At 66.6% G+C, this 16,661-nt stretch carries 14 protein-coding genes; 10 read left to right on the top strand and 4 right to left on the bottom strand.

All coding sequences use genetic code 11. The annotated features are described in order from the left end of the window. Positions 1-74: 74 nt before the first annotated feature. Positions 75-410 (top strand): hypothetical protein, encoded by a 336-nt coding sequence (locus ABGA94_RS08880; protein ID WP_053501208.1) that lies wholly within the window; start codon positions 75-77, stop codon positions 408-410. Positions 411-499: 89 nt separating this feature from the next. Here the strand turns inward: ABGA94_RS08880 and kbl are convergent, their stop codons facing one another. Further along, positions 500-1,708 (bottom strand): glycine C-acetyltransferase, encoded by a 1,209-nt coding sequence (gene kbl, locus ABGA94_RS08875; protein WP_005415440.1) that lies wholly within the window; start codon positions 1,706-1,708, stop codon positions 500-502. Between the two features lie 205 nt (positions 1,709-1,913). Here kbl and ABGA94_RS08870 point away from each other — a divergent pair, with 205 nt between their 5' ends. Beyond that, a complete protein-coding gene (locus ABGA94_RS08870; RefSeq protein WP_134956049.1) occupies positions 1,914-2,609 on the top strand; it encodes a TorF family putative porin in 696 nt (231 codons plus the stop codon). A gap of 194 nt (positions 2,610-2,803) precedes the next feature. On the opposite strand, the gene tdh is transcribed toward ABGA94_RS08870, so the two are convergent. Further along, positions 2,804-3,826, bottom strand: a complete 1,023-nt coding sequence (gene tdh / locus ABGA94_RS08865; protein ID WP_005415442.1) for an L-threonine 3-dehydrogenase — start codon at positions 3,824-3,826, stop codon at positions 2,804-2,806. A gap of 308 nt (positions 3,827-4,134) precedes the next feature. On the opposite strand from tdh, the gene ABGA94_RS08860 reads away from it, so the two are divergent. From ABGA94_RS08860 to ABGA94_RS08830, 7 genes are all read left to right on the top strand, one after another. Next, a complete protein-coding gene (locus ABGA94_RS08860) occupies positions 4,135-6,297 on the top strand; it encodes a S46 family peptidase (protein ID WP_375367046.1) in 2,163 nt (720 codons plus the stop codon). Between the two features lie 200 nt (positions 6,298-6,497). Continuing rightward, positions 6,498-7,142 carry a histidine phosphatase family protein gene (locus ABGA94_RS08855; RefSeq protein ID WP_005415444.1) on the top strand — a complete coding sequence of 215 codons (645 nt, stop codon included), beginning with the start codon at positions 6,498-6,500 and terminating at the stop codon, positions 7,140-7,142. Positions 7,143-7,183: 41 nt separating this feature from the next. Continuing rightward, positions 7,184-8,455: a bifunctional tetrahydrofolate synthase/dihydrofolate synthase gene (gene folC, locus ABGA94_RS08850; protein WP_111128350.1), complete on the top strand. Its 1,272-nt coding sequence runs from the start codon at positions 7,184-7,186 to the stop codon at positions 8,453-8,455. An 80-nt stretch (positions 8,456-8,535) separates the two neighbouring features. Then, on the top strand, positions 8,536-9,579 hold the full coding sequence (locus ABGA94_RS08845; protein WP_069138935.1) for an SPOR domain-containing protein: 1,044 nt from the start codon (positions 8,536-8,538) through the stop codon (positions 9,577-9,579). 46 nt (positions 9,580-9,625) lie between these two features. Next, the gene (locus ABGA94_RS08840) at positions 9,626-10,405 is read left to right on the top strand and encodes a CvpA family protein (RefSeq protein ID WP_005415448.1); all 780 of its coding nucleotides are present in this window, start codon (positions 9,626-9,628) and stop codon (positions 10,403-10,405) included. A 30-nt stretch (positions 10,406-10,435) separates the two neighbouring features. Then, the gene (gene purF, locus ABGA94_RS08835; protein ID WP_049414284.1) at positions 10,436-11,902 is read left to right on the top strand and encodes an amidophosphoribosyltransferase; all 1,467 of its coding nucleotides are present in this window, start codon (positions 10,436-10,438) and stop codon (positions 11,900-11,902) included. A gap of 9 nt (positions 11,903-11,911) precedes the next feature. Continuing rightward, positions 11,912-12,736, top strand: coding sequence for a ferritin-like domain-containing protein (locus ABGA94_RS08830; protein WP_065185786.1), 825 nt, complete (start codon positions 11,912-11,914; stop codon positions 12,734-12,736). A gap of 64 nt (positions 12,737-12,800) precedes the next feature. Here ABGA94_RS08830 and ABGA94_RS08825 read toward each other — a convergent pair whose 3' ends face one another. After that, entirely contained in the window at positions 12,801-14,258 is a 1,458-nt protein-coding gene (locus ABGA94_RS08825; protein ID WP_375367042.1) for a DUF2235 domain-containing protein, read from the bottom strand. Between the two features lie 225 nt (positions 14,259-14,483). On the opposite strand from ABGA94_RS08825, the gene ABGA94_RS08820 reads away from it, so the two are divergent. After that, entirely contained in the window at positions 14,484-15,737 is a 1,254-nt protein-coding gene (locus ABGA94_RS08820) for a M12 family metallo-peptidase (protein ID WP_069138938.1), read from the top strand. Positions 15,738-15,825: 88 nt separating this feature from the next. Here the strand turns inward: ABGA94_RS08820 and lpxH are convergent, their stop codons facing one another. After that, the gene (gene lpxH, locus ABGA94_RS08815) at positions 15,826-16,572 is read right to left on the bottom strand and encodes a UDP-2,3-diacylglucosamine diphosphatase (protein ID WP_095377045.1); all 747 of its coding nucleotides are present in this window, start codon (positions 16,570-16,572) and stop codon (positions 15,826-15,828) included. Positions 16,573-16,661: the final 89 nt, after the last annotated feature.

Here is a 16,661-nt window from a genome sequence, read left to right as displayed (position 1 = left end):
TGGCCGGCAGTTGCCGGCCGCCGTTCCAGGCGTAGGGGGCGCCTGGCTGTCGACATTCCCGAACGGAGCCTGCCATGTACCACCTGACCCTCAATCAAACCCTGCGCTGTGCAGGCCTGCTGCTGCCGATGGTGCTGCTGGCCGCCTGCGGCGGCCACAAGAAGGTGGCCAAGGCGGAAACGCCTGCCGAGACCCCGGTGGTGGAAGTGAAGACCCCGGAGCTGGATGGTCGCGGCAGTTACCGCTTCCTGATGAGCAACGGCGACAAGAAGATGACCGCCGATGAGTTCGATGCCTGGATGAAGGCCAACGGCATCCGCGTTGCCAAGGGCAATGGCCAGGACGCTGCCGCCAAGCCGGTAGTGGTGGCCAGCAAGGAAGAGCCGAAGGGCAAGAAGAAAAAGAAGTGACGCCAGTGGGTGCCGACCTCGGTCGGCACGCTTTGACCGTGCGGGGTCAGAGCCCTTTCCTGCGGAAAGGGATCCGACCCCGGCCGTGATCAGCCCTTGACCACGCCCAGTTCGACACCGATGCGGGTGAACGCATCAATCGCCCGGTCCAGGTGCTCGCGGCTGTGCGCGGCGCTGATCTGGGTACGGATGCGGGCCTGGCCCTTGGGCACCACCGGGAAGAAGAAGCCGATCGCGTAGATGCCTTCTTCCAGCAGGCGCTCGGCGAACTTCTGCGCCAACGGTGCGTCATACAGCATCACTGGGCTGATCGGATGCACGCCCGGCTTCACGTCGAAACCGGCGGCGGTCATCTTCTCGCGGAAGTAGGCGGTGTTCTCGGCCAGGGTGCTGCGCAGGTCGTCAGCGGCAGCCAGCATTTCGAACGCTTTGATGCCGGCGGCCACCACGTGCGGCGGCAGCGAGTTGGAGAACAGGTACGGGCGCGAGCGCTGGCGCAGCAGTTCGATCACCTCGGCGCTGGCGCAGGTGAAGCCGCCCAGTGCGCCGCCCATGGCCTTGCCCAGAGTGCCGGTGATGATGTCGATCTTCTCCAGCACCCCCTTCACTTCGGCCGAGCCGCGGCCGGTGGCGCCAAGGAAGCCGGTGGCGTGGCATTCGTCGATGTGCACCAGGGCGTTGTACTTCTTTGCCAGCGCGGTGATCTCGTCCAGCGGCGCGATGAAGCCATCCATCGAGAAAACGCCGTCGGTGGTGATCAGCTTGGTCTTGCAGCCGGCGGCATCGGCGGCCTGCAGCTGGGCTTCCAGATCGGCCATGTCACAGTTGGCGTAGCGGAAGCGCTTGGCCTTGCACAGGCGCACGCCGTCGATGATCGAAGCATGGTTCAGTGCATCGGAAATGATCGCGTCGTTCTCGCCAAGCAGCGGCTCGAACAGGCCGCCGTTGGCGTCGAAGCAGGCCGCGTACAGGATGGTGTCCTGCTTGCCGAAGAAGTCGGCGATCTGCTTTTCCAGCTGCTTGTGCAGGTCCTGCGTGCCGCAGATGAAGCGCACCGAGGCCATGCCGAAGCCGTGGGTATCGAGTGCGTCCTTGGCGGCCTGGATCAGGTCCGGATGGTCGGCCAGTCCCAGGTAGTTGTTGGCACAGAAATTCAGCACCTTGCGGCCGTCGTCGAGGGTGATCTCGGCCGACTGCGGGCTGGTGATGATCCGCTCGGACTTGAACAGGCCCTGGGCGCGGATGGCGTCCAGTTCCTCGGCGTAGTGGCGGGTCAGGGCGGAGGAGGCGTCGGTCATGGCGTGGGCACGGCTCTGAACGGGAAACCGCTGATTCTAACGGGCATCGCCGCTCGCCGACCGGCCCGGGCGGGGCATCGCCACGGCCGGCACATGTTGCATCGCAATAGCAAAGTGGTTAAAAATTCGTGAACCGGAGCTGTCCCGTTCCGGCCGATACGCCCGCCCTCGGCCTTCCACGCCACCGCCCCCACCGGAGACGCTCATGAAGCACGCCCGTGCCTGCCTCGCCATTGCCGCTGCCTTGACCCTGGCTGCCCCGTTCGCCGCCAGTGCCCAGGAAAACGAATCGCCGTACAGCTGGAACGTCACCGCCGTGTCGGACTACCTGTTCCGTGGTGTCTCGCAGACCGACGAAAAGCCGACCCTGCAGGCCGGTTTCACCTACACCTCGCCGGTAGGCCTGTATGCCGGTGTCTGGGGGTCGGGCGTGGACTTTGGTCCGGGCGACCCGAACACCGAGGTCGACTACCAGATCGGTTACGGCGTGGACGTCACCCCGCGCGTCAACTTCGATGTGCTGCTGAACCGCTATACCTACATCGGTGCCAGCAACCAGAACTACAACGAGCTGGTGACCACCACCACGCTGGATGAGACCTACAAGCTGACCGTGGCCTACACCAATGACCAGTGGAACAGCGGCACCGACGGTTGGTACTACGGTGTCGGCGGCCAGTGGGGCCTGCCGCGTGACTTCACCCTCAACGCCAATGTCGGCCGCAGCAGCTTCGAGAAGGGCCTGGCCAAGGACTACACCGACTGGAACGTCGGCGTCAGCCGCCAGTTCGGCCTGTTCAACGTCGGCCTGGGCTACTACGGTACCGACGGCAATGGCCGTGACAACTCGGGCAAGCTGGCACACAGCCGCGTGCTGCTGACCGTGGCCATCGGCAAGTAACCCTTGCTTCGGTAGGTGCCAGGCTTGCCTGGCATGCTTTACGAAAAAGGCGCCCATCGGGCGCCTTTTTCAATTCCGCAGTGTTCTTGATCCCATCCGGGGGAGAGCCCCCTTGTTGTTCAAGGGGGCGCGCCAATGGCGCGGGGATAAGGAAACATGCGCGGACTGATTCAACGTGCCGAGGGCACGGTGAATCAGTTCCAGCTGAGCACGACCTTGCCGGCCTTGCCTTCTTCCATCAGGTCGAAGCCCTTCTGGAAGTCGTCGATCGGCAGCTGGTGGGTCATCACCTTGCCGAGCGGGAAGCCGGACAGCACCAGCTGGGTCATCTTGTACCAGGTCTCGTACATCTTGCGGCCGTAGATGCCCTGTACGGTCAGGCCCTTGAAGATGATCTTGTCCCAGTCGCAGCCGGCACCCTTGGGCATGATGCCCAGCATGGCGATCTTGCCACCGTGGTACATGCAGTCGAGCATGTCGTTGAACGCACGAGGGTTGCCGCTCATTTCCAGGCCCACATCGAAGCCCTCCATGTGCAGTTCCTTCATCACGTCCTTCAGCGACTGGTTGGCGACGTTGACCACCCGGGTGGCGCCCATGTCGGCGGCCAGCTTCAGGCGGAAGTCGTTGACGTCGGTCACCACCACGTTGCGCGCACCGATGTGCTTGCAGATGCCGGCAGCGATGATGCCGATCGGGCCCGCGCCGGTGATCAGCACGTCCTCACCGATCACGTCGAATTCCAGTGCGCAGTGCGCTGCGTTGCCGTACGGGTCGAAGAACGCGGCCAGCTCCGACGGGATCTGGTCCGGGATTGGCCACAGGTTGCTGGCCGGCATCACCATGTATTCGGCAAAGGCACCATTGACGTTGACGCCGATGCCGACGGTGTTCGGGCACAGGTGCGGGCGGCCGCCGCGGCAGTTGCGGCAGTGGCCGCAGACGATGTGGCCTTCGGCCGAGACGCGCTGGCCGATCTCGTAGCCGGTCACGCCCGGGCCGATTTCGGCAATGCGGCCGACAAATTCATGGCCGATGGTCAGGCCCGGCTTGATCGTGCGCTGGCTCCACTCGTCCCACAGGTAGATGTGCAGGTCGGTACCGCAGATCGCGGTCTTCTCGAGCTTGATCAACACCTGGTTGGGGCCCGGAGTCGGCACCGGAACCTCTTCCATCCAGATGCCCTTGGCTGCTTCGCGCTTGACCAGGGCCTTCATCGTTTGCTGCGCCATCGGGGTGGAACTCATCAGGGGGAAAGCGCGGATTATAGGGTGCCGCGCGGATTTCCCATGTTGCGCTGCGGGTGCAGTGGCGGAACGAAAGGCGTGCGCCGGCGGGCGTTTCGAACGTACTGCGAACAGCAGCGCCTCCCTGATTCCGGGGCAGGGTGACCACGCCCCCTCTGGACGATTCCGTGTGCGCGGCCGATGTGCGCAGAGCAAGAAGCAGGCCCATGACTTCCGGGGTTCGGGCCGGGGCAGGGCGGCGGGCTACAATCGAGGGTTCCACTACCAGGGGCCGCTCCATGCGCTCGAACCTGCTTGCATTCTCCATCGTCGCCAGCCTTGGGCTGGTCCAGGTCGCCCACGCCGCAGAAGGCATGTGGGTGCCGCAGCAGCTGCCGGAAATTGCCGGGCCGCTGCAGAAGGCCGGCCTGAAGCTGTCCCCGGAGCAGCTGGCCGACCTGACCGGTGACCCGATGGGTGCGGTGGTTGCGCTGGGGGGCTGCACTGCCAGCTTCGTCTCGCCGCAGGGCCTGGTGGTCACCAACCACCACTGCGCGTATGGCGCCATCCAGCTGAATTCGACCGCGCAGAAGAACCTGATCAAGGACGGCTTCAACGCGCCGACCCTGAAGGACGAACTGAGCGCCGGCCCGAACGCCCGCGTGTTCGTGCTCGACCAGATCACCGACGTCACCGCCCAGGCCAAGGCCGCCATCGCCGCCGCAGGCAACGACCCGCTGGCCCGCAGTCGCGCGCTGGACGCCTTCGACAAGGCCCAGGTTGCCGCCTGTGAAGCCGATGCCGGCTTCCGCTGCCGCCTGTACAGCTTCTCCGGCGGCAACACCTATCGCCTGTTCCGCAACATGGAAATCAAGGACGTGCGCCTGGTCTACGCGCCCCCGGGCAGCGTCGGCAAGTTCGGCGGCGACGTCGACAACTGGATGTGGCCGCGCCACACCGGCGATTTCTCGTTCTACCGCGCCTACGTCGGCAAGGATGGCAAGCCGGCCGCCTTCGCCGCCGACAACGTGCCGTACCAGCCCAAGCACTTCCTGAAGTTCGCCGACCAGCCGCTGGGCGCCGACGACTTCGTGATGGTGGCCGGCTACCCGGGCCGCACCAACCGCTACGCGCTGGCCGGTGAGTTCAACGAAACCGCCAGCTTCACCTACCCGACCATCGCCAAGCACTACAACGCCGTGCTGAAGATGATCGCCGACGCCGGCAAGGCCGACGCCGACGTCAAGGTGAAGTACGCTGCCACCGCCGCCAGCATGAACAACGTGGCCAAGAACTACCTGGGCCAGCTGGAAGGCTTCAAGCGCATCGACGCCGCCGGCCAGAAGCAGGCTGAAGAAGCTGCCGTGCTGGCCTGGCTGAAGAAGCAGGGTGCCGCCGGCAAGCCGGCCCTGGCGGCGCACGCGCAGCTGGTCAAGCACCTGGATACCAGCAAGGCGACCCGCGAGCGCGACCTGTTCGTCGGGCAGTTCAACAACACCTCGGCCGTTGGTGCGGCAATCACCCTGTACCGCCTGTCGATCGAGCGCAGCAAGCCGGATGCCGAGCGCGAAGCCGGTTACCAGGAACGCGACCTGACCACCATCGAAGGTGGCCTCAAGCAGATGGACCGCCGCTATGTGGCGAAGATGGACCAGCAGCTGCAGGCCTACTGGCTGGAGCAGTACGTGGCCCTGCCGGCCGCGCAGCGCGACAATGAAGTGCTGAACAAGTGGCTGGCCGGTAGCGATGCCAACGCAGTCAAGGCGCTGGTGGGCAAGCTGTCGGGCACCGAGCTCGGCAGCCTTGACGCACGCCTGAAATGGTTCAACGCCGACCGTGCCGCATTCGAAGCCAGCAGCGATCCGGCCATCCAGTACGCCGTGGCTGTCATGCCGGCACTGCTGAAACAGGAAGAGCAGAAGAAGATCCGCGAAGGTGAATCGCTGACCGCGCGTCCGCTGTACCTGCAGGCCGTGGCCGACTACAAGAAGAGCCAGGGCGAGTTCGTCTACCCGGACGCCAACCTGTCGCTGCGCATCACCTTCGGCAACGTCATGGGCTACGGCAAGGACGGCGTGAAGTACACCCCGTTCACCACCCTGGAAGGCGTGGCGGCGAAGGAAACCGGTGAAGATCCGTTCGATTCGCCGAAGGCGCTGCTCGATGCGGTCAAGGCCAAGCGTTATGGCGGCCTGGAAGACAAGCGCATCGGTTCGGTGCCGGTGAACTTCCTGTCCAACCTGGACATCACCGGCGGCAACTCGGGTTCGCCGGTGCTGGACGCCAACGGCAAGCTGGTCGGCCTGGCATTCGATGGCAACTGGGAATCGGTCAGCTCCAACTGGGTGTTCGACCCGGTGATGACCCGCATGATCGCCGTCGACAGCCGCTACATGCAGTGGATCATGCAGGAAGTGGCGCCGGCGCCGCAGCTGCTGAAGGAACTGAACCTGGCGAAATAAACCGGTTGCGGTAGTGCCGGCCGCTGGCCGGCAAACCCGACCCGATGGCCGGGAATTCCGAAACCCCGCGACCCACGTCGCGGGGTTTTTTCATGCCCGCCCCGACCCGGCGCGCCGAACAGGTATCATCCGTGTTCCGCGCACTTCACAGGATGTGAACGAAACGCGGGAACCTCCTCCCCCCAGGACCCCTTGCACGCATGCGCATCCTGCTTGCCCGCCACGGTGAAACGCCGTGGAACGCCGAAGGCCGCTATCAGGGCCAGATCGACATCCCGCTGTCGCCGATCGGCGAAGCCCAGGCCCAGGCACTGGGTGCCCGCCTGGCCTCGGTCGACATCACCCGTGCCGTCGCCTCGCCGCTGTCGCGCGCGCAGCGCACCGCGCAGCTGGCGCTTGGCGCCGCCCGTGCCGACATGCTGCTGACCGAGCCGGAACTGCAGGAAATCGCCCACGGCGAATGGGAAGGGCTGCTGGCCAGCGAGATCCACGAGAAGGATCCGTCGCGCCTGCAGGCCTGGCGCGAGGAGCCGGATACCGTGCTGATGCCCGGCGGCGAATCGCTGCGCCTGGTGCTGGAGCGCAGCTGGCGCGGCCTGGCCCGCGCCACCGACGGCCTCGGCGAGCACGACACCCTGCTGGTGGTTGCCCATGACGCGGTGAACCGCGTGATCCTGTGCAAGGTGCTGGGCCTGCCGATCTCCCGCCTGTGGACCTTCCGCCAGGCACCGACCACGCTCAACCTGCTCGAAGGCGCCGACCTTGACAGCCTGGAAGTGGTGCGCCTGAACGACTGCGCCCACCACACGCCGTTCTTCGGCGAAGCCAAGCACCGCGCACTCTGATCGATCCCCTCGCACCAACTGCTTCTGCTGGAACCGCTGCCGTGACGAACACCCCGACCACCCTGGCCGACTGGCTGGACTACATTGAACGCCAGCATCCGGCGAGCATCGACATGGGCCTGGAGCGCGTGCGCGCCGTGGCCACGGCGATGGGCCTGGGGGCGCCGGCCAAGCGCACCATCGTGGTCGGTGGCACCAACGGCAAGGGCTCCACCGTGGCCTTCATCGAAGCCATTGCACGTGCCGCCGGCTGGAAGGTCGGCGCGTACACCTCGCCGCACCTGCTGCGCTACAACGAGCGCGTGCGCATCGACGGCCAGGACGTGGACGATGCCGCGCTGGTCGCTGCGTTCAGTGCGGTCGAGGCCGCGCGTGGCGAGACCACGCTGACCTATTTCGAGTACGGCACGCTGGCTGCGCTGCAGCTGTTCGCCGACGCCGGGCTGGACCTGGCGGTGCTGGAAGTGGGCCTGGGCGGCCGCCTGGATGCGGTCAACATCGTCGATGCCGACGTGGCGGTGATCACCACCGTGGACATCGACCACGCCGAATGGCTGGGCGAGGACCGCGAGGCGATCGGCACCGAGAAGGCCGGCATCATCCGCGGCTGGAAGCCGGTGATCCTGGGCGAGACCGACCCGCCCTCGAGCGTGCTCGCGCGTGCCTACCTGGTCGGTGCCAACGCGATCCGCGGCGGCAGTGATTACTTCTACGAGCCGATCGACGCCCAGCGCTGGCGCTGGCGCGATGTCGGCCTGCGCATGGAGCTGCCGACCCCGGCGCTGGCCGGCCCGATCCAGCTGGCCAATGCCGGTGCGGCCATCGCCGCGCTGCGCGCGCTGGACAAGCCGGTGCCGCGCGCGGCGTGGGCCGCCGGTATCGCGGCGGCGCGCATTCCGGGCCGCCTGCAGGCGTTCGAGCGTGGCGGTGTGCAGATCCGCGTCGACGTCGGGCACAACCCGCAGGCGGCGGGCCAGCTGGCGCGCGCGCTGAAGGCCGAGGCGTCGGCCGGGCGCACCTTGGCGGTGTATGCCGCATTGCAGGACAAGGACGCGGCGGGTGTGGTGCAGGCATTGCAGGGCGTGGTTGGCGAGTGGACCCTTGCCGGCCTGGACGGCCCGCGCGGCCAGAGTGCCGCCCAGTTGCAGGCGCGCCTGGCCGAGACCGCTGCTGGCAGCGCGCAGCTGGCCGCTTCGGTCGAACAGGCGCTGGCGCAGGTACTGGCCCGGGCCGAGCGCGGTGAACGCGTACTGGTGTTTGGCTCCTTCCATACCGCTGCCGCCGCGTTGCAGTGGTTGCAGGGCAGCGCCTGAGCCACGTTCAGCCAATCCCGACGCCGTCCGGTCCGGCACCCGTATAATCGACCGCAACCTCCGGACAGTTGCCGCCTCACGTGGATACGCCTCTGAAACAGCGTCTGATTGGTGCCATCGTGCTGGTTGCACTGGCCGTGATTTTCCTGCCGATGCTGGTCAAGGGGCCTGCACCGGACAGCGGCGTGGCCTCGGTGCCGATCGCCGCGCCGGATGCACCGGCCGATGGCCAGTTCGAAACCCGTGAACTGCCGCTGGTGGCCCCGGCCGGTGGGGCTACCGGCCTGCAGACCGGGCAGGCCAAGCCGCTGCAGGAGGCCGCCACGCCGGCCACGCCGCCGACCGTGGACACGTCCCCGGCGGTTGCCGCCGGCAACTACGCCGTCACTTTCGGCGCATACGGCAGCAAGGCCGACGCCGATGCCGTGATCGCCTACCTGCAGCGCTCGCAGCTGCCGGGCTTCGCAGAAGCGACTACCATCAACGGCCGTCAGGCATGGCGTGTGCGCGTGGGGCCGTATGCCGACCGTGCACAGGCCGAGGCGGCCCGGCTGCAGGCGGTGAAGATCCGCGCCGATGTGAAGGCCGAAGTGATCACTCTGGATGCCGCAACGGGCAGCAGCGCCCCGGTGGCAGCTACCCCGGCACCGGCTACGCCAAGCGCCAGTACCCCGTCCGCAGCCACCTCGCCGTCCGCCAGCAGCAACCCGGTGCGCAGCGAAAGCCTGCCGCCGAGTACGCCGACTGCGACGGCCACTCCGGCGGCCAAGCCCGAGCCGCCGAAGCCGGCGCCGAAGCCCGAAACCCCGAAGCCCGAGCCGAAGCCGGAGGCCACCGCCAGCAAGCCGGCGACGGCACCGGCCACGCCGGCTGCACCGGCGGCCAGCGGCGTCGGCTTCGCCGTGCAGCTGGGCGCGTTCGGCCAGGCCAGCGATGCCAATGCGCTGCGTGACAAGGTCCGTGCTGCCGGCTTCAGCGCCTTCGTCGAGCAGGTGCGTACCGAAAAGGGCACCCTGCATCGCGTCCGTGTCGGACCGGTGGCCAACCGGGCTGACGCCGAACAGCTGAAGGCGCAGGTCGCCGCCAAGGTTGGCGTCGCCGGCATGGTCCGACCGCACCCATGACCGACGTGCAGGCCCGTTGCCAGCGCCGCCGAAGGAGCGGGGCGCCATGATCGACGTGGTGCTGCTGATCGTGATCGCTGCCTCGACCCTGCTCGGGATGCTGCGTGGCTTCGTGGGAATCGTCATCGGCACGTTGTCGTGGCTGCTGGCCGCGTGGGCGGCCTTCGCCTTCGGCAACGATGCCGCGCGCTGGTGGGCGGCACCCGCGGCACCTGGCGGCGAACATTTCGTCGGCGGCTACCTGGGCGTGGGTATTGGCGTGATGATCGTGGTCGCGGTGATCGGCATGGTCATCAAGGCGATGATCCACCGCAGCATGCTGACCAGCCTGGACCGGTTGCTGGGCGGTGTACTGGGGGCCGTGCGCGGTGGCCTGATCGCGGCGATCCTGGTGCTGCTGGCCGGCTTCACCCCGCTGACCGCCGAGCCCTCCTGGAAGCGCTCGGCGGTTCGCCCGGTGCTGAATCCGGCCGTGGCCTGGATGAACGGGAAGCTGCCGCACTGGCAGGTACCCGGCGCCGACATGCTGCCCAAGGCCTTGCCGACCGACATGCTGTCCCCATCTGCATTGATGGAATTGGGGAAGAACGCAGGCGCCGGGTTGGGAAAGCCGGGCGCGGCAGGCGATAATGGCATCCTCAACCAGGTAGTGGCGGGCGGCGGATGGCTGCGGCCCGCGAAAGCGGAACAGGGCGATGCATACGATCCGGCCGAAGTGCGCCCGGACGCCCCAGCACTGCCGGACAGTATCGAGCCGGACGATCCGGCCAATGTCGACCGCAGGCGCGGCGACCACCGCGGCCAGGTACGGCCACCTTCCTTGTAACTGGGCACAGCCCAGCGGAGACCTCGCACCATGTGTGGCATCGTCGGAATCGTCGGCAACCAGAACGTCGCCGGGCAGTTGTATGACGGCTTGACCGTTCTCCAGCATCGCGGCCAGGACGCGGCAGGTATCGCCACCGCCAATGGCAGCCGCCTGCGGGTGCAGAAGGCCACCGGCCTGGTCCGCGATGTGTTCGACGCCCGCACCATGTCCACGCTGGAAGGCAGCGTCGGCATCGCGCACGTGCGCTATCCGACGGCAGGTTCGGAAGGCATGGACGAGGCACAGCCGTTCTACGTGAATTCGCCTTACGGCATCGCGCTGGCCCACAACGGCAACCTGATCAACACCGAGGCGCTGCGCCAGCAGGTGTTCGAACAGGACCGGCGCAACGTCAACACCGATTCGGACAGCGAAGTGCTGTTGAACGTGTTTGCCTACGAACTGGAGCAGCAGCGCCAGCTCAGCCCGGAAGCCGCGATCCGCGCGGTGGCCGGCGTGCATCGCCGCTGCAAGGGCGGCTATGCAGTGGTCAGCGTGGTGCTGGGCCTGGGCCTGGTGGCCTTCCGCGACCCGCATGGCATCCGTCCGCTGGTGCTGGGCAAGCGCAGCCACGCAGAAGGCGACGAGTACATCGTGGCGTCCGAGTCGGCTGCACTGGACGTACTGGGTTTCCAGCGCGTGCGTGACGTGCAGCCGGGCGAAGCGCTGGTGATCACCGCGCGCGGCGAGCTGTTCTCGGAAATCTGCGCCGAGCCGGCCGAGCACACCCCGTGCATCTTCGAATACGTGTACTTCGCGCGACCGGATTCGATGATCGACAACGTCTCGGTGCACAAGGCACGCATGCGCATGGGCATCAAGCTGGGCGAGAAGATCCTGCGCCTGCGCCCGGACCACGACATCGACACCATCATCCCGATCCCGGATACCTCGCGCGATGCCGCGCTGGAGATCTCCAATGTGCTCGGGGTGAAGTACCGCGAAGGCTTCATCAAGAACCGCTACATCGGCCGCACCTTCATCATGCCGGGGCAGGGGGAACGCGTGAAGTCGGTGCGCCGCAAGCTCAACCCGATCCACCTGGAGTTCCGCAACCGCGTGGTGCTGCTGGTGGACGATTCGATCGTGCGTGGCACCACCAGCCAGCAGATCGTGCAGATGGCCCGTGATGCCGGCGCGCGCAAGGTCTACCTGGCCAGCGCCGCGCCGCCGGTGCGCTACCCGAACATCTACGGCATCGACATGCCGGCGGCCGAAGAGCTGGTCGCGCACAACCGCACGGTGGAAGAGATCGAGGCCCACCTGGGCTGCGACTGGCTGATCTACCAGGACCTGGAAGACATGGAAGCGGCGGTGAGCGAAGGCAACCCGGCGCTGCGCAGCTTCGATTCGTCCTGCTTCAACGGCCACTACCCGACCGGTATCGAGCCGGGCTACTTCGAGCGCATCCAGCAGTTGCGTTCGGACGATGCCAAGCACAAGCGCCGCGCCTGAGGATCAGGCGTGGTGGATGTGCCCGACGTTGGTGGCGACCTGCTGCGCGCTGCGCAGCAGTGCCTGGCTGAAGCCGATCCGCTGCGCAAGGTTGCATTGACCCAGGCGTATGCGGCCGCGTTCCGTGCCGGTCGCCTGAAGGTGGCCGCGGATGCGCCGCCGCCGGATCCGATCTGCATGCCGGGTCGTCCGGGACGACTGGTGCTGGTGCATCCGCGCGAGGTACCACGGCGTGGACTGGGCGGCGTGGAAGGGCGGGCTGCCTTCATCCACGCCATCGCCCATATCGAGCTCAACGCGATCGACCTGGCCTGGGACGCGGTGTACCGGTTCCGGGGCCTGCCGTCGGCGTTCCATGCTGATTGGGTCAGCTGTGCCGATGACGAATCGCGGCATTTCATGCTGCTGCACGAGCGCCTGCAGGTGCATGGCCACGACTATGCTGATTTCCCCGCACACAACGGTCTGTGGGAAATGTGCGAAAAGACCGCGCATGACGGCCTGGCGCGCATGGCGCTGGTGCCGCGCGTGCTGGAAGCGCGTGGCCTGGACGTCACCCCGGGCATGATCGAGAAGCTGCGCAATGTCGGTGATGGCGAAACCGCCGATGTGCTGGAGGTGATCCTGCGCGAGGAAGTGGCGCATGTTGCCGCCGGTTCGCGCTGGTATCGCTGGTACTGCGACCGCGCCGGTGTCGAGCCGCGCGCGCGTTTCAAGGAGCTGCTGGTGGAGTACGCCGGCGGCTACCTGCATGGGCCGTTCAACATGGAAGCGCGCCTGCTGGCTGGATTCGATGCGGACGAACTCGCCAACCTGGTCGAGCAGGCCGTTTGAAAAAAAGGACGGAGGGAATTAAGTCGTTTGTGCCAAAACGACTTGATCCCTCCGTCCCTTTTTTTCATGCGTTCGGCAGTACCACGCGCTTGCCATCCACCGTTGGACGGTTGATGTAGAACAGGCCGGGGCCCGGCCGGTACGGCAGCTCGCTGACGCCGGCATCGGCGGCGTAGGTCAGTGCGGTGTCGCCCAGCGCGTCGAAGTTCCAGTGCGCCGACTGCATCAGGTAACGCCGCCGCAACAGCGCCTCCTGGGTTTGCGTCAGTGGCTGTCCGGCCACCAGTCGTCGTGCGATGGGTTGCAGGGCGGACGGCAGCTCCCAGCCGGGGACTGCGTTGGCATTGGCCGTCCATCGCACGCCGGCATCAATGGCATGCTGCTGCATCACCTGAAGCGCGATCAGCTGGTAGCGCCAGTCGATGCGCCGGCGCAACACCACGGCCGCCGTCACGTACAGCACCGGTGACAGCACTACGCTGCGGCTGCCGGCGCGACGCTGTTGCTGCCACTGGTGCCAGACATCCACCCAGACTTCCTTTTCGTCCAGGCCCAACTGCTGCCGCCAGCGCTCGGCGTCGGCCTGCGCCTCGGCGTAGGCCGTGGTCGCCTGCAGGATCGCCAGCGGTGGCGTCTGGTACTCGGCCACGCTCGGGCGGCGCAGCAGCTGCCGGCGCGGGCGACTGAGCAGCTTGGGCCCTTCTTCGAGCTGGTTGTAGCCGCCGCCGATGTTGGCGTGTACGCCGGGCAGGGCGATCTCGGTGAACGTTGGCGCCACGCTGGTCAATGGATAGTGCTGGCGATGCTCGTCACGCGCGCTCAGTTGCAGCACCTGCCTGGCAACGCCTGCATGCAGCGCGAGGTGAGGTTGTTCGTCGGTGCGGCCACCGCTGACCGCAACCACCGTGTCGAACAGGCCGATGAAGCGCAGCGGCGGATCGGCCGGGGCGAAGTCCGTTGTGCAGGACAGGCCAGCGGCCTGCAACAGCTGCCGCCAGCGGGTGCGATCCCAGGCCTGCAACTGGTTGGCCACATCGCGCGCGGCGGCCGCACCCCGTGAAAAGCCGAACAGATCCAGCTGCACGCCACGCAGTGGTCGCTGCCAGCGTGCAGCGAGTGCACCCAGTGCCGCCGGCAGCAGCACCTGCAGCGCACGCTGCACTTTGGCGCGCACACCGCTGGCGCCAATGCCGAACGCCAGTCCGATCAGGTCGTCGTCGGCGTCATCGCGGGTACCGACACCTTCCACGTAGATCGACAGGGACGGGGGCGCCGATGTCCCGCTGCGGCTGTCCGGGTACAGCTGCTGCAGGCGGGCGATGTTGGTCAGGCCATTGTCGTAGCTGCTGGTCAACCGGCTCTGGTAGGTCGAATCGTCATCCGCACGCAGCTGCGCCGGGCGCGGCTGCGGCAGCTGGGGCCTGCCACGGGCCAGGTTGTGTGCGTTGTTGCGGGTGCCATCGAAGAACAGCCCGATCCGCAGCAAGCCGACATCTTCGTCCGTGTCCTGCGATGGTGCCATGTGCATTCCCCGTCGTGGCTGCGTCACGGTAGCGCGAAAGCGGTGTATTCGCGACGTGTAGCAACGCTTTTGACCTTACTTAATCCAGATGCGGTCGATCACAAATCCTGATTTTCACTTCTCTCGCCTATTGAATTCACACGCCCCGCGCAGGCCATATGGTCAGACCCGGCACACCGGGTCGTGCTGCATCAACGCTGTTCACATCATTCAAGGAGCGACGCAATGTTGTCCAGATCGATTGGCAAAGCGGCAGGTGGCCTGGTGTTGGGTTTGTCGGTGGCAGCGGCCGCGCATGCGGCACCGTTGTTCGAGCCGGTGACGGTCATCAGCCGCGCATCGGCAAACAGCGAGCCCGCACTGGGCAAGCTGCTGGCCACCCCGTCCACGGCGACGGTACAGGAAGTGCGTGTCGATGCAGCAGCCACTGCACAACCGCAGCTGGAATTCGAACTGCTCGGCCGGCGGGTGCAGGCGGTGCGCAGCAAGGTCGAAGCACTGCCCGATGGCGGCAGCATCTGGTACGGCCAGTTCCGTTCGCCCTCGGACAAACTGACCGCGGCCACCTCCAACGGCCAGGACGACCCCGGCAATTCGCTGATCCTGGTGCGCTCGGGCGACACCGTCACCGGCTCGATCCGCAAGGATGGAAAGCTGTATCGCCTGCGCCCGTTGGGCAACCGCCACGTGCTGGTGGAAGTGGATGAATCGCGGATGCCGGCCGACCATCCGGCCGACTACAACCAGCTGCCGAAGATCCCGATGGGCAACAACGATCGCATCGGCATCGCGCAGGCATCGTCCGGTACGCCGGCGACCATCCGTGTGCTGGTGGTGGCGACCAATGCCGCCGTCGCCGCCTATGGCGGCAACATGCAGTCGCTGGTGCAGCTGGCGGTGGCCGAGTCCAACCAGGGCTACGGCAACAGCAACGTCGGCCTGACGCTGCAACTGGCCGGTTACGAGACCACCAGCTACAGCGAGTCTGGCAACTTCACCACCGACCTGTCGCGTTTCCGTGGCACCAGCGACGGCTACATGGACAGCATCCACACCAGCCGCAACACCACCGCGGCCGATGTCGGCGTGCTGCTGATCAACAACAGTGCCTACTGCGGCCTGGCCTCGGGGATTGGCTCGACCGCGTCGACGGCGTTTGCGGCGGTGTACTGGGATTGCGCGACCGGCTACTACTCATTCGCGCATGAGATCGGCCACCTGCAGAGCGCGCGGCATGACATCGCCACCGACCCGAGCACATCGCCCTACGCCTATGGCCACGGCTACCGCTATGAGCCGTCCAGCGGCACCGGCTGGCGCACGATCATGGCCTATAACTGCACCCGCAGCTGCCCGCGCCTGAACTACTGGTCCAACCCGAACATCAGCTACAACGGCATCCCGATGGGCAATGCCAGTACCGCTGACAACCAGCGCGTGCTGGTCAACACCAAGGCCACCATCGCGGCCTTCCGCTGAGGCCAAGCGCCGACCAAGCGGCGGCGTCTACCCGGGCGCGTTCACCGGCTCGGGTAGATGCCAACCCTGGTTGGCATCCTGCGATCCATCAATCGCGGGCGAGCGTATCCAGCGACCAGCCGTTGGCATCCACACGCAGCACCGAACCCTGTTCGTACCAGTCACCCAGCACGATACGGATGCAATCGCGTCCACCGGCCTGCAGTGCGTGGATGGCCGGACGGTGCGTGTGACCGTGGATCATGGTGTCCACGCCGTGGCGGACGAAGGTAGCATCGACTTCGGACGGGGCCACGTCGGTGACGGTCTCAAACTGCGCACGATCGCCCTGCTTCATTTCCGACTGGCGGGCCTGGCTCGCCTCGCGCGCCTTCTGCGCGAAGGCGATGCGTGCGGCCAGCGGCTGCGACAGGAACTGCGCCTGGAACACCGGGTCGCGGGTCTGCGCACGGAACTGCTGGTAGGGGATGTCATCGGTGCACAGCAGGTCACCATGCTGCAGCAGCACCGGGCGGCCGTACAGCTCGATCATGCACGGGTCGGGCAGGATGCGCAGGCCGGCACGGCGCGCATAGTCCTCGCCAAGCAGGAAGTCGCGGTTGCCGCGGATGAAGTACACGGGCACGCCGCTGTCGGACAGCACCTTCAACGCATCGGCCACCGCATCGGCGGCCGGAGAGGGCGTGTCGTCGCCGATCCAGGCCTCGAACAGGTCGCCGAGAATGTACAGCGCATCGGCGCCGGGCGCCTGCTCGCGCAGGAAGCGCAGGAACAGGTCGGTGATCTCCGGACGGCTGGGGTCCAGGTGCAGGTCGGATATGAACAACGTGGTCATGCCTGCATTCTAGGCCATCAATGATGATGGTAGCGCCGCCGGTATTGTGGGGGTCAGATCTCTTTTCCGAAGGAAAAGGATCTGACCCC

This window comes from Stenotrophomonas sp. 3diitr2024, from assembly GCF_042136455.1.
Taxonomy (GTDB): domain Bacteria; phylum Pseudomonadota; class Gammaproteobacteria; order Xanthomonadales; family Xanthomonadaceae; genus Stenotrophomonas; species Stenotrophomonas sepilia.
This window is presented reverse-complemented; position numbering and strand designations above follow the sequence as displayed.

Coding starts and splice junctions, on each gene's coding strand:
- ABGA94_RS08820 (WP_069138938.1), top strand. CDS start 14,484: ATGTTGTCCAGATCGATTGGCAAAGCGGCAGGTGGCCTGGTGTTGGGT.
- ABGA94_RS08840 (WP_005415448.1), top strand. CDS start 9,626: ATGATCGACGTGGTGCTGCTGATCGTGATCGCTGCCTCGACCCTGCTC.
- lpxH (WP_095377045.1), bottom strand. CDS start 16,572: ATGACCACGTTGTTCATATCCGACCTGCACCTGGACCCCAGCCGTCCG.
- kbl (WP_005415440.1), bottom strand. CDS start 1,708: ATGACCGACGCCTCCTCCGCCCTGACCCGCCACTACGCCGAGGAACTG.
- ABGA94_RS08855 (WP_005415444.1), top strand. CDS start 6,498: ATGCGCATCCTGCTTGCCCGCCACGGTGAAACGCCGTGGAACGCCGAA.
- ABGA94_RS08825 (WP_375367042.1), bottom strand. CDS start 14,258: ATGGCACCATCGCAGGACACGGACGAAGATGTCGGCTTGCTGCGGATC.
- tdh (WP_005415442.1), bottom strand. CDS start 3,826: ATGAAGGCCCTGGTCAAGCGCGAAGCAGCCAAGGGCATCTGGATGGAA.
- ABGA94_RS08860 (WP_375367046.1), top strand. CDS start 4,135: ATGCGCTCGAACCTGCTTGCATTCTCCATCGTCGCCAGCCTTGGGCTG.
- ABGA94_RS08870 (WP_134956049.1), top strand. CDS start 1,914: ATGAAGCACGCCCGTGCCTGCCTCGCCATTGCCGCTGCCTTGACCCTG.
- purF (WP_049414284.1), top strand. CDS start 10,436: ATGTGTGGCATCGTCGGAATCGTCGGCAACCAGAACGTCGCCGGGCAG.
- ABGA94_RS08880 (WP_053501208.1), top strand. CDS start 75: ATGTACCACCTGACCCTCAATCAAACCCTGCGCTGTGCAGGCCTGCTG.